Origin of the sequence: Lentilactobacillus dabitei (assembly GCF_019061365.1) — a bacterium.
In the GTDB taxonomy this organism is placed as follows: domain Bacteria; phylum Bacillota; class Bacilli; order Lactobacillales; family Lactobacillaceae; genus Lentilactobacillus; species Lentilactobacillus dabitei.
In genome coordinates this window covers 23461-37100 of sequence record NZ_JAHPPD010000017.1, presented here as the reverse complement: position 1 = coordinate 37100, position 13640 = coordinate 23461, and the positions used below count along the sequence as shown (strand labels likewise).

General features: G+C 41.8%; 11 protein-coding genes. All 11 read right to left on the bottom strand.

Annotated features, from left to right (window positions below):
- Positions 1-125 precede the first annotated feature (125 nt).
- Positions 126-374 (bottom strand): KH domain-containing protein, encoded by a 249-nt coding sequence (locus KTE19_RS04305; RefSeq protein WP_056982711.1) that lies wholly within the window; start codon positions 372-374, stop codon positions 126-128.
- A gap of 18 nt (positions 375-392) precedes the next feature.
- Positions 393-668: a 30S ribosomal protein S16 gene (gene rpsP / locus KTE19_RS04300; protein WP_217162944.1), complete on the bottom strand. Its 276-nt coding sequence runs from the start codon at positions 666-668 to the stop codon at positions 393-395.
- A gap of 117 nt (positions 669-785) precedes the next feature.
- Positions 786-2222 carry a signal recognition particle protein gene (gene ffh / locus KTE19_RS04295; RefSeq protein ID WP_217341693.1) on the bottom strand — a complete coding sequence of 479 codons (1437 nt, stop codon included), beginning with the start codon at positions 2220-2222 and terminating at the stop codon, positions 786-788.
- Between the two features lie 13 nt (positions 2223-2235).
- Positions 2236-2577 (bottom strand): putative DNA-binding protein, encoded by a 342-nt coding sequence (locus KTE19_RS04290; protein ID WP_217162939.1) that lies wholly within the window; start codon positions 2575-2577, stop codon positions 2236-2238.
- A gap of 91 nt (positions 2578-2668) precedes the next feature.
- Complete coding sequence (gene ftsY, locus KTE19_RS04285; RefSeq protein WP_217341692.1) at positions 2669-4057, bottom strand: signal recognition particle-docking protein FtsY; 1389 nt, start codon at positions 4055-4057, stop codon at positions 2669-2671.
- Complete coding sequence (smc, locus tag KTE19_RS04280) at positions 4057-7608, bottom strand: chromosome segregation protein SMC (protein ID WP_217341691.1); 3552 nt, start codon at positions 7606-7608, stop codon at positions 4057-4059. Before smc ends, ftsY begins: the two co-directional genes overlap by 1 nt.
- Before the next feature lie 14 nt (positions 7609-7622).
- A complete protein-coding gene (gene rnc, locus KTE19_RS04275; RefSeq protein ID WP_056982703.1) occupies positions 7623-8333 on the bottom strand; it encodes a ribonuclease III in 711 nt (236 codons plus the stop codon).
- A gap of 119 nt (positions 8334-8452) precedes the next feature.
- On the bottom strand, positions 8453-8695 hold the full coding sequence (gene acpP / locus KTE19_RS04270; protein WP_054746655.1) for an acyl carrier protein: 243 nt from the start codon (positions 8693-8695) through the stop codon (positions 8453-8455).
- 51 nt (positions 8696-8746) lie between these two features.
- The gene (gene plsX, locus KTE19_RS04265; protein WP_217162932.1) at positions 8747-9790 is read right to left on the bottom strand and encodes a phosphate acyltransferase PlsX; all 1044 of its coding nucleotides are present in this window, start codon (positions 9788-9790) and stop codon (positions 8747-8749) included.
- 11 nt (positions 9791-9801) lie between these two features.
- On the bottom strand, positions 9802-11832 hold the full coding sequence (recG, locus tag KTE19_RS04260) for an ATP-dependent DNA helicase RecG (RefSeq protein WP_217341690.1): 2031 nt from the start codon (positions 11830-11832) through the stop codon (positions 9802-9804).
- A gap of 70 nt (positions 11833-11902) precedes the next feature.
- Positions 11903-13615, bottom strand: a complete 1713-nt coding sequence (locus KTE19_RS04255) for a DAK2 domain-containing protein (RefSeq protein ID WP_217341689.1) — start codon at positions 13613-13615, stop codon at positions 11903-11905.
- Positions 13616-13640: the final 25 nt, after the last annotated feature.

Genomic DNA, 13640 nt, shown 5'->3' with positions numbered 1-13640 from the left:
CTATTACCAGGTCTAGCTGACTAACTAGACCAATCATTGGAATAGGTCATTAACTGTTGCACTTGATTTGACACTTCGGGATAAGAAAAAAGTTCTTAAACAAAACATTCGTTTCGCTCAAGAACTCACTGTTTGCCATCATCGACTATTAAACGAGCTTTCTTCTGTCCTTCAACGGGAACGCTATAAACAATCGTTCGAATTGTTTGAATGACATGACCATGTTTACCAATAATTCTACCAATATCATCTTCGTTTAACCGCAGATGATATTCCATAAAACGATCGGATTCATTATGAGAAATCTCAATCTGTTTTGGATAATCAACTAATGGTGAGACAATCTTTTTTATTAATCCATCAATACTAACCATGATGTTTAATCACTCACTTTACTTTTTTGAGTATTTAGCTTCGTGATATTTCTTCATGATACCGGCATCTGATAGCAAGTTACGAACAGTATCAGATGGTTGAGCACCATTGTTTAACCAGTTCATAATTGACGCTTCTTCAAGAGTAACTTTGGCTGGTTGTGATAATGGGCTATAAGTACCAACGTTTTCAATGAAACGACCATCACGAGGGCTACGTGAATCTGCAACAACGATACGGTAGTATGGACGCTTCTTTGAACCCATGCGCTTTAAGCGAATCTTAACTGACATGTATTTTACCTCCTATAATCATTTAACGATTAATAATATACCAGTAATTAGAAAGGTTGTAAAGGTTTTTTTCTTTACACCATAAAAGAAAGTGACTATGAGAATCACAAGTGGAGTTTAGCGACGCTTCCTTTTCTTATTTCGGCGTTTTTTATTCTTCTTCATTCTCCGGCTCAATTGCTTCATCGCCAGCTTGGAAAGCTTGCCACCGCCCATTCCACCGGCGTTCATCATGTTTTCCATGCCAGACATGTTCCCTTTTGAGACTTTGTTCATCATCGTTTTCATTTGGCCAAATTGTTTAATCATCCGATTGACCTCTTGAATTGGCCGCCCAGATCCTCTGGCAATTCGGCGTCTTCTTGACGGATTCAAAACGTCAGGATTCGTCCGTTCCTGTTCAGTCATTGAATAAATGATCGCCTTCAAATGATCCATATCTTTGGGATCCATATTAACATTCTTGAGGGCGGGATTATTGGCCATCCCTGGAATCATCTTCATGATTTCATCCATTGGCCCCATTTTTTGGATTTGAGATAACTGATCCAAGAAATCATTGAAATCAAATGTATTTTCTTGAATTTTTTCCTGAAGTTCTTCAGCTTGCTTTTGGTCATATTCCTTCTGAGTCTTTTCGATCAGCGATAACATATCGCCCATTCCCAAGATTCGAGAAGCCATCCGATCTGGATAAAAGACGTCCAAATCGGTCATCTTTTCGCCTTGACCAACAAACTTAATCGGTTTTTCAGTTACGGCACGGATAGAAAGCGCAGCACCACCACGGGTATCGCCATCTAACTTGGTTAAGACAACCCCAGTCACGTCAAGGGTCTTATTAAATCCTTCAGCCGTGGCAACGGCATTTTGACCAGTCATCGCATCAATCACCAACAGAATTTCGTCAGGATGGACAGCATCTTTGATATTCTTTAACTCGCCCATCAACTTTTCATCGATTTGGAGACGACCAGCTGTATCAATGATGACATAATCATTGTGATTCTTTTGAGCCTGCTGGAGACCACGTTTTGCAATTTCAACGGGATCTACGTCTGTCCCTAGCTGAAACACCGGGACATCGATTTGCTGACCAACCGTTTGCAGTTGCTCGATAGCAGCTGGTCGGTAAACATCATCTGCGATCAAAAGTGGCCGGGCATTTTGATCGTCTTTCAATTTTAAAGCGAGTTTACCTGCAGTGGTCGTTTTACCGGCACCTTGAAGTCCTGACATCATGATAATCGTCGGAATTTTCTCGGATTTATTCAGGGGAACGGCCTCATCCCCCATCATCTTGGTTAATTCTTCATCAACAATTTTGACGATTTGCTGGGACGGATTCAACCCTTCCAGTACTTTGGCACCAGTTGCTCGTTGCTCGACTGTTTTGACAAAGTCACGAACCACTTGGAAATTAACGTCGGCTTCGAGCAGGGCCAGCCGAATTTCGCGCATTGTTTCCCGCAAATCGGCCTGAGAAACCTTGCCTTTCCCACGTAACTTTTTCATGGCATTTTGCAGCCGTTCTGTTAATCCTTCAAAAGCCATTGTTTCACCACTTTCATTGTTCTTCAGTTGTTTCCAAATTGGAAATTAAGGCATTCAGTTTGGTGTCTGTCGGATACTTCTTTTTGACATATGTTTGAATCTGATCTAGTTTCTGATTTCGGTCAACAAAGCTGTGATATAAATCGAGCTTGTCCTCGTATTGTTGCAAGATCTTTTCTGAGCGGCGGATATTGTCATATACTGCTTGACGACTGACATCGTATTCTTCCGCAATTTCGCCGAGTGAAAAATCATCTGCATAATACAATTGAATATAATTCGCCTGTTTTTTTGTGAGTAATGGTTCGTAAAATTCGAACAAGGAATTAATATAGTTGTTTTTTTCCAGTTCCATTTTGAAACCCCTTTTAGTTATCATGACGCATAACCCTAGACTACAGATTTTTCCTGAGACCGTCAATCACAACCGTTATCTAAGCAGATCATTATTCAGAAATAAGACCTTTAAACAAGCCATATACAAAGTCATTAGGGTCAAACGGCTTCAAGTCAGTGACTTTTTCGCCCAGCCCAACATATTTGACTGGCAAGTGAAGTTCACTCCGGATGGCTAAAACAATCCCACCACGGGCAGTTCCATCCAACTTAGTCAAGACGATCCCAGTCACGTCGGTGGCCTCCTTAAACATCTTTGCCTGGGTCATGGCATTTTGACCAGTTGTGGCATCAAGAACCAGTAAAACTTCATGAGGAGCGGCGGGAATTTCTCTCGTTAAAATCTTCTTCATTTTACTTAATTCATTCATCAAATTTACTTTGTTCTGCAATCGACCGGCAGTATCGACCATCAAAATATCATAACTTTCATCGCGCGCTTTTTTGACGGCATCAAAGACAACAGATGCCGGGTCACTCTTAGGTTTGCCTTTGACAATATCAACACCATCACGTTCGGCCCAAACGTTCAACTGTTCGATGGCACCAGCCCTAAATGTATCAGCAGCAGCCAGAACAACCTTTTCCCCTTGATCTTTGTACATCTTCGCCATTTTCCCAATGGTTGTCGTTTTACCGACGCCGTTTACCCCGACAAACAGCAAAACAGTTGGGCCACTGGCTGCAATATTAATTGCAGGATTCTCACCATTGCCGGCTTGATCATACATATCAATCAGTTTTTTGACAATCACATTTTGAACATCTTTGGGTTTCTTGGCATTTTCTAGCTTAACTTCTTCCCGCAACTCATCGGTAATTCGCATTGATGTCTCAAAACCCACATCAGATTCAATCAACATATCTTCCAGATCGTCGAAGAAGGACTCATCAACATGGCGGAAATTAGCCAACAAAGCATTCAGCTTTTGACCAAAGGTTGAACGGGATTTTTCTAGTCCTTTTTCATATGAAGCAGTTGTGGTATCTGACTGTTCTTTGGCCTCAGTGGTTGTTGAAACTGGCTTGGCTTGAGCAGAATCAGAATCATCCATACTGGTTGATTGAGACGCGGTGGATGCTTCATTTGATGCTGGAGAAATTTCCGACTGGCTTATATCGGCAGTGACAGTAGCATCCTTTTCATCTGCAGTTAGAGTTGCCTGAGATTGCTCTTTTATTGGCTGATCGGAATCTTTGGCAGCTTCTGGCTGGTCTGAATTTTCAGCGGCTGCTGTTGAGGTAGCCCGTGATGATTCTGAACTGATTGCCGCTGAGCTAGGAGCATTAGATTCAGCTGATTTGGCATCGTTGGACTTTTCAGTAGCGGGTTGTTGGTCACTAGTCGGTTGGCTCTCAGTTGACTTGCTTGGTTCTGGCTTCTTTTCTGGTTCCTCATTCTTTTTGGAGCGACGTTTAAAAATATCAAATAACCCCATTAGCTCACCTCCGTTTGTAAATTATCCAAATTAACAGTAACAACTTTTGATACGCCTGATTCTTGCATGGTTACCCCGTAAAGTTGATCAGCGTAAATCATGGTTTCCTTTCGATGAGTAATGACCACAAACTGGGTCTGATCACCGAAACGTTTTAAAAACTTGGCAAATCTGTCGGCATTAAATGGATCTAGTGCGGCCTCAGCTTCATCCAAGATACAGAATGGCACTGGTCGGACTTTAATGATTGCAAACAACAATGTAATGGCAGTCAACGCCTTTTCACCACCTGAAAGTAAGCTCAAACTGCGATAATTTTTTCCAGGCGGTTTCACCATAATCTCAATTCCTGTTGTCAGCAAATCCTCAGGGTCTGTTAAAACTAATTTTGCCTCACCACCACCAAACATGTCGACAAAGACCTTCGAGAAGGCCTGAGCCACATCCTTAAAGGCTGTGGCAAATTTGTTACTAATGGTTGAATCCATATCGGCCATTGTTTCTGTCAAGTGATTCTTAGCGTCAAGCAGATCTTGCTGCTGCTTGATCAAGAAATTGTAGCGGTCCGAAACCTCTTTAAACTCTTGAATGGCTGAAATGTTCACCGGACCGATTTCATCAATCCCTGTTCGAAGCATCTTAATTTGATTATTAACATGCTCAATCGTAACATCGAGCTTGAGATTGCCAATTTGTTTGGGATCGATGTCATAATTTGATTGTAGCTGTTTGTAATTTGCTTGAAGGGTTTGAGTTGATTTTTGTAATTTAACTGTGACTTCTTGCAGTTCATACTTGGCGTTATTAAGGTTCAGCTGATCAGACTGGATGCGTTGACCCAAACGATCTAATTGTTGATCGTCATCGGCAACCTGTTGCTTTTTGATCGCCAATTGCTTGTTAAGATCAACTTGTAATTGAACGGCTTGCTTGATTTCATGATTCAATTTACCAGCATCAACCGTTTCAGCCAATTCGGCAATATGTTGGTCTCGTTGGTCCTGCAATTCCTGTAACGTTGATTGATGCGCTTTGATTTGATCGTGAATCTCATTCTGGGAGCGTTCAGTTTGTTGGATCTTTTGTTTGGCCACGACGATCTGATCGTGAACTGCCTGTTTGGCCTTTGAATACTTCTCAGAGAGTCCTTTAACGTGAGCCAGGCAATCTTTTTGCTGGGTCAACTGGTGATTGATCTGATCAAGTTCTGTTTGAATGGACTGATTCTTTGCAGTTAAATCGGGTTGAGTGTCAGATTCAGAGCTGCTTGAGAGGTTCTTCAAGGCTAATTTGTAAGTTTCTGCGGCCCGTTGCTTTTTCGCTAATTCCTCGGCTAACTTATTGAACTGCTGATTTTGATTTTCATCAATTTGTTTCAGTTCAAAGACGTTTTGGCGACCACGTTCATGGGAATCAATGATCTTTTGAAGCTCAGATTTGGCATGGTTAAGCATTGTTTCTTTTTCCGCTAATTTTTGACTCATTTCTGCTGTGGACTTGATTAGTGCTTCTAATTCAGTTTTCTGAATCAGGACGCCTTGATCATCCCCACGATTAGCGCCACCCGTTAGTGAACCACCAGCATTGACAACTTGACCATCCAACGTGACAATTCGGGTTCGGTGGTGAACCAATTGGCTCATTTCAATTGCGTGGTCCAATTGATCCGCAATTAAAGTTGTGCCAAGAAGAAACGCTTTAATCTGGTTTAATTGATCAGGCATCGAAACCAGTTCAGAGGCAATCCCGATGTAGCCCTGGGCTTGCCTAGCAGCTGACACAATTTCCGTGTTGAGGGAACGGGCAGAAATGGTGGAGATTGGCAACAGTGTGACCCGTCCCAGGCGGCCTTGAGTTAAATACTTAATTGCAGCGGCCGCCGATCGATTGTCTTCAACAATGACATGCTGTACTTGGCTGCCCAATGCCGTATTAACCGCTTTAACGTATTTTGGATCAACTTTCAAATAGTCGGCAACTGGGCCTAAAATGCCATTCAGTTGATCTTTATGCCGAAGCAGATTTGAAACGCCGCGGTAAAATCCGCGGTAAGAATCATGTAACTGCCTCAGTGAAGTTGCCTTGGCCTTGGCTTCTTCAGCGACTTTCAAGGCTGCTAACCAGTTAGCTTGATGATCGTCGACAATCTTCTTGTTTTTAGCGAGTACTTTTTCTAAATCAGCTAATTTTTGTTGATTTGTTTCAAGTTCATGATGACTGCCAGCAAGTTTCAACTTCAAAGCTTCATATTGTTCCTGAAGTGTTTTAACTTCATTATCTGCTTGATCGATCCGGGCTTGTTGCGCGACAATTTTTTCATGGGTCCGCTGGTTGTCATGAACCTGATCGTTAACCTGATTCTTAATATTGGCCTGTTCTTGAAGGAGATCGACATACTGATTTCTTAATGCCTCGATCTTAGTCTCGATTGCCGCAACACTATTTTGTTGTTGGCTGGTCGTGATCTTGGTCAGTTCGGTAGTATTGACATTAAGGTCTGCTTTAAGTTGGTGTTGTTGATCTGCGAACTGGGACAGCCTAATTTGATAATCATCAATTTGGTTTTGAGTTAATTTAATCTGTTCAGTGATCCGGTTTAAATCAGCATTCTTGAAACTCTTTTCTTGCGTGGTTAATTGATGCTGACTCTTTAGAGATTGAATTTTTTTAGCAGTTTCTAAAAGCTGGTCATTCAGATCGTCAATCTGTTTACGTCCATCATTTACCTGCTGTTTGAGAGAGTCTTGTTGATGATTCCCCTCGGCAACTTGTTTGGTTAATTTAGTGACAATGGCTTGCTTTGCAGTTGATGAAGCTTTTAGAGCTTGAGTTTCTGAAAGGAGCTGAGTGGTTGCCAACACCAATTGTTGCTTTAACAGTGTATCCAACCGCTTTTTCTGATCCAAATAGTCGGTTGCCAAACTGCTTTGTTCTTCTAACGGTTGAAGACGAACCTGTAATTCATTGATGATGTCTTCAACTCGGTTTAAATTATCAGTTGTTTCATCAATTTCTTTTTGAGCCGTTTGCTTGTGTTGCTTATATTTATAAACTCCAGCAACATTTTCAATCACCGAGCGCCTTTCAATTGGTTTGCTATTAAAGATTTCTTCAACATTCCCTTGAGAAATAATTGAAAGTGAACCTTGACCAATCCCAGTATCCATAAACAAATCGGTAATATCTCTTAAACGACACTGCTTATCGTTGATAAAGTAAGAGCTGTCGCCATTCCTGAACAGCTTTCGGGAAATTTGTAAATCATCAAGTGGCGTATTGATATAGCGATCGGAATTATCCAACGTTAGGGTCACGAAAGCCATACCCAAAGAGCGGCGATCAGCTGAACCGGAAAAAATCACATCCGGCATTTTCGATCCCCGTAGATTTTTGGCAGACTGTTCCCCCATTACCCAACGGATTGACTCGGCTATGTTACTTTTGCCACTTCCATTTGGGCCGACAATTCCGGTCATCCCACCAGGGAAATCTATTCTGGTTTTATCTGCAAAAGATTTAAAACCAATAATTTCGATGGATTTAAGTTGCACTGTGTTTCTCCAATCTAAACAAGATTATCGCCCTCGGTGTCAAAATGGGTAAGCGCCTGCTGCGCTGCGTGTTGTTCGGCTGCTTTTTTTGAATGGCCCACGCCAACCCCAAATAATTTACCACCGATTGAAACATTCACTTTGAATGAGCGATCGTTATCCGGACCAAATTCATCGATCAATTCGTAATCGATGTCGACTGGCCCCTCTGCTTGGGCTAATTCTTGAAGTTCTGTCTTGTGGTCAAAGAACTCTGCAAACATCCCTTCATCCAACTTGGGAAAAATGACTTGCTGGACAAATTTTTCCACGGTTGGCTGACCCTGATCCAAATATAATGCACCGACAAATGATTCAAAGATATCACAGAGTAGTGAGTCACGATCTCGAGCGCCAGCCTTTTCTTCCCCGCGCCCAAGGCGAATGTACTTGTTAAAGTTACACTCCCGAGCGAAAGTACTGAAGCTTTTTTCATTAACCATGGCAGCTCTTAAACGAGTGAGTCGTCCTTGAGGCATCTTCGGATATCGCTTAAAGATATATGAAGATACGATCAGTTGTAGCACCGCGTCGCCCAAGAATTCCAGGCGCTCATAAAACTTTAGATTCTGGCCTTTATGCTCATTAACATAAGATGCTTGAGTAAACGCCTCATCAAGCAAATCCTGATTATCAATATGAATATTGAAGTCATTTTTCAACATTTCATTCAAGCCTTTTATCAATCCGCTGCCTCCAAATTTATTTTATTAAACAGTAAAAAATTGAAATTATATCTCAGTCGAAATAATTCCAATCTTATCGGTTGCTTGCCTACGAATCGTTCGTTATCGTAAAAATGCAGTTATTTTTGGTTCTTCATGACAAAATCAACTGCTTCATCAATCGTGTTGAGCTTCTCAGCATCTTCGTCAGAAATTTCTGCATTAAAAGTATCTTCGAGGTCTAACACAAATTCGACAAAGTCAATTGAATCGGCATCCAAATCCTGCTTGAAGTTGAGAGAACCAGTGATTTTATCACGATCGACATCGAATTGATCGGCAACTAAATCTGCAATTTTATTAAAAACTTCTTGTTTGTCCAATCCTATCCACCTATTTCAATTTATAGATTAACTAAATCTTATTATATCAAACTATTTACTGCTTTTGATACTATCTTTAATTTGTTTTAAATCCTCAGCATGATCGGTGACATAGGTGTTTAAGTCAGCAATCATACGAGAATCAATAATTTCTCTGATTTGGCCGATGGTATTTTTAACCGTTGGCGCTTTACTACTGCCATGGGTTTTAACAACTGGCGCCTTGACGCCCAGCAAAACCGCACCGCCATACTGAGAATAATCCATTGAATCGGCGATTTCGCCAAAGGTACTCTTTAACATGAGGGCGCCAAACTTGGACTTTGCGCCGCCATTCATGATACTGCCCTTGATCAGTTTTAGCATCGAGAGAGCAGTTCCTTCGATACTCTTCAAGACGGCATTACCAGTGAAACCATCCGTTACAACGACATCGGCAGCACCATTTAAAAGTTCACGGGATTCGACATTACCAATAAAGTTTAAATCTTTATCAGCAGCTAATAGGTCATGCACTTTGCGGTGATTCATGTCACCTTTGTCAGCTTCAGTTCCATTATTCAATAAGCCAATTCGTGGGTTGGTAACTTTATGGACATTTTGAGCATAATACTTGCCCATCAAGGCATACTGATAAATGTTCAATACTTTTGTATCAGCGTTGGCCCCAACATCAATCATGACAAATTTACCGGTATCCTTACCGGTAATCACTGGTAAGGTGGTTGTTAAGCCAGGCCGATCAATGCCCTTAATTCGACCGACAATAAATAAGCCGGCTGCTAAAATGGCTCCGGTATTCCCGGCAGAAAAGAATGCATCGGCGGTTCCTTCTTTAACGGCAGTCGCTGCTAATACGATGCTGGACTGTTTTTTGGTTCGAACGGCCTTAACCGGTTCGTCGCCCATTTCAATCACTTCATCTGCTTGGATAAGCTGAATGTTGTGGTCATTCTTCAAATATTTTTTTACTTGATCAGTTTGACCAAATAATAAGAATTCAACGTCCGGATAAGCATCCCGAGCTAATTCAATTCCTTCGACAATTTCTTTTGGGGCGTAATCTCCGCCCATTGCGTCAACTGCGATTTTCATTTTTTATCCCCTTAATCAGTGGTAATGGTTTGTGTGTATTTTAAATACTTAGCTAATTGTACATTTTCTGGCTTTTTTTGCCAATCTGAATTCACGGTAATACTTTGGGCCTCTTGGTTGGCAACCGTCAAAATGTTGAGGTCACCAACTGGATCGGCTACTTTAAAATCAGGCATCCCTGATTGTTTGAGGCCAGTGATATCTCCCTGGCCACGAAGTTCGAGGTCTTTTTGGGAAAGAAAGAAACCGTCCGTACTGCTGGCAACAGCTTTCATTCGCTTCTTACCAATTTCATTTCGCGGATCGGCAATCAAAATACAGTAAGACTGTTTTTCCCCTCGGCCAACTCGGCCACGCAACTGATGAAGTTGGGCCAAGCCAAAATGATCGGCGTCAAAAATCAGCATAGTGTTGGCATTGGCAACATCCACTCCCACTTCAATGACGGTTGTGGCGACCAATACTTGAAACTTATTTTCTTTAAAATCGGTCATTGCCTCATCTTTTTCTTGATTGGACATTCGCCCATGCAACAAACCGACCGTAAATTGGGGTTCAAAAATAGCTTTGAAACGTTCAAAGATAGCCAGGGCATTTTTCATATCAACGGCTTCGGATTCTTCAATCAACGGCGTGACCACATAAATCTGACTTCCAGATTCGAGTTGTTTTTTGACAAACCTCAATGCGGATTCGGTTTTCGCTGAAGTGATCCAAGTTGTTTTAATGGGCTTTCTTCCCTTGGGTAACTCGTCGATTACTGACACATCCATATCACCATACATTGTGATCGCGAGCGTTCGGGGAATCGGGGTTGCCGTCATTGCAAGCATATTTGTGCTGGTACCCTTTTGACGAAGTGCCTGCCGCTGATTGACACCGAATCGATGTTGCTCGTCAATAACAGCCAGTCCCAGATTATGATAATCCACCTGATCCTGAAACAAGGCATGGGTGCCAACGATCAGATTAACTTCACCAGATTGAATGCTTGGTAGCATTGCCCGTCTTGCCAGGGCTGAAGTTGCGCCAGTTAAGAGAGCAATATTGACATCAAAGCCCGCGAACATTTTAGCAAAACTGTTAGAATGCTGTTCAGCCAAAATTTCTGTTGGGGCCATAATTGCCGCCTGACGACCTGAACTGATCGCCGCTAGAATGGCAATCGCCGCGACAACCGTTTTTCCACTACCAACATCTCCTTGCAGCAGCCGGTTCATTTCAATTGGATTTTTGAGATCGGTTAAAATTTCATTCATAACTTTTTGCTGCGATTGGGTAAGTGCGAACGGTAATTGTTGAGTGAACGATTTGATTAGCTTGGGATCATAAATGATCTTGGACTTTGGGTCTGGTTGACGATGAGTCGCTTTTAACAATTGAATTTTCATTGCAAACAAAAAGAATTCCATAAACTTAGCCGTTCGAAAAGCGCGTTTGGCTGCGATCGGCGATGATGGAAAGTGAATATTTTTGATCGTATCGTGAAAGCTTTCGAGTCGATATTTTTGGCGTAAAGACGTTGGAATGATATCCACCAGAATATTTTCATACTGTTTGAAAGCCAGTTGAATTAATTGCTTAATGGTATTTTGTTTAACTTCTTTATTGCTCGGGTAGATTGAATCATAGGTATCGCTTTTGTCACCGTTTAAAATTTTCATTCCCTGAATCTGGTTATGATTCAGGTTAAATGTACCAAAAATAATCACTTCAGCTTCCAATTCAAGTTGTTTTTTTAGCCATGGTTGGTTGAAGAAAGTGACGTTATAGATATTACCATCAATTTTGAGCCGAAAGCTCAGCCGACTTTTCTTGCGACCAAAAAAGTTCAAAGTCGGTGTGGTAATGACTTGTCCTTTAACGGTCACTTTCTGACCATCGACGGCCGTTCCCAAATCCTTGAGCGACAGATCATCGTAACGACGAGGAAAATAGGTCAGTAAGTCGTTAATTGTATGAATGCCAAGCTTATTTAAAGCTGTCAGCCGTTTTTCGCCAACTCCCTTTAATACTGCGACTGAATCGGTTAGACTGCTCACTTTATTTCCCTCATTTCAAAAAATACAAATAAAAGCTTGGCCAATTGGCGACCAAACTTTTAACAAGAACTTATTCAACGGAAATCAAGAATGGATATACCGGTTGATCTCCTTCATGAACCTCAACTTCTAACTCGTCATCCATCTCGGAAACGGCTGTTTGAACCTGATCTGCTAAGGACTCATTAGCCCCATCACCCCAAATGACGGTAATTGCCTCACTGTCATCATCGAGCATTTTGGCAACCATGTCAGTAGCAGTTTTGACAAGATCGTCACCCGTCGTAACAATATCGCCATCAACAATTCCCATGAATTGATCCTTCTTAATCGAAAAACCATTAATTTCAGTATCCCGGATGGCAGTCGTTACTTGACCGGATTTAACTGTACTTAAATTGTCTTCCATCGATTTTTGATTTTCATCGAGTGAACTTTCAGGATTGAAGCCAAGCATGGCGGTAATCCCTTGAGAAATCGTTTTGGAATGAACGATCACAGTTGGAATATCTGCTACTTTGGCCGCTTGTTCAGCCGCTAAGAAAATATTTTTATTATTAGGTAGCACGATGGCTTTCTTTGCATGAGTTTCATTAATTGCGTTGACAATATCCTCAGTGCTGGGATTCATCGTTTGGCCACCACTCACAATATAATTAACCCCAAGGCTCTTAAACAGGGTGTTTAACCCCTTTCCTGACGATACGGAAATCACGGCGGTATCGGATTGTGGCTGACCACCATTCAAGCTTTCGGCTTTTTGAACAGCGGATTCATCATTGTCAGAAGTTTCTGCATCATTCTCAATGATCGTTTCCTGTTGGAGTCGCATATTATCGACCTTTACAGTTGCCAAGTCACCGAATTCTTGACCCCAAGCAAGGACTTTGCCAGGATGTTCAGTGTGGACGTGGACCTTCACAATATCTTCATCATTCACCACTAAGAGTGAATCACCCAATTTTGCGAGATAATCGTAAAAAGTCTGATAATCGAACTTATGGTCAACTTCGCGACCTTTACCAATCCGAACCATGATTTGGGTACAATACCCATACACAATATCTTCTGGATTTAACTTGCTTTGAACACTTTGATCGGCTGCATGAATCATTTGATTTAACTCGGCATCATTGGGTTGATGTTCACCGCTTTCAGCTTCACTACGGCCATTAAGCACGTCATCGAACGCCTCCAAGACAAACACCAATCCTTGACCACCTGAGTCAACCACTCCAACTTGTTTTAAAACGGGCAGCAGGTCAGGTGTCTTTTCCAACGCTTTAGTTGAACTTTCATAGATGGCGTCCATTACGGCAACCACGTCATTAGTCGTGGCTGCCTTCTTTTTACCAGCTTGAGCCGCCATTCTAACGACCGTCAAAATAGTTCCTTCAGTGGGTTTCATAACTGATTTATAGGCAGTCTCTGTCCCCACAATAAATGCATCAGAAAGGTCTTGAGCACTTAAAGTTTCTTTACCCTCGGTTGACTTTTGGAATCCTCTGAAGATCTGCGATAAAATAACCCCAGAGTTTCCCCGGGCACCCATTAACAGGCCCTTGGCAAGTGCGCCGGCAAGATCACCGACGTTAGTTTTGACGTCTTTATTGACATATTTGTAACCGCTTGCCATCGATAGACTCATATTTGTGCCGGTATCACCATCAGGAACTGGAAAAACGTTTAAAGAATTAATGAATTCAGAATTTTTATTTAATTTGTTTGCTGCTGCTTGAACCATTGCCGTAAATTCGGTATTGGTAATTTTTGCTACTTTCAACTACTTGTCCTCCTTGGTCAATATC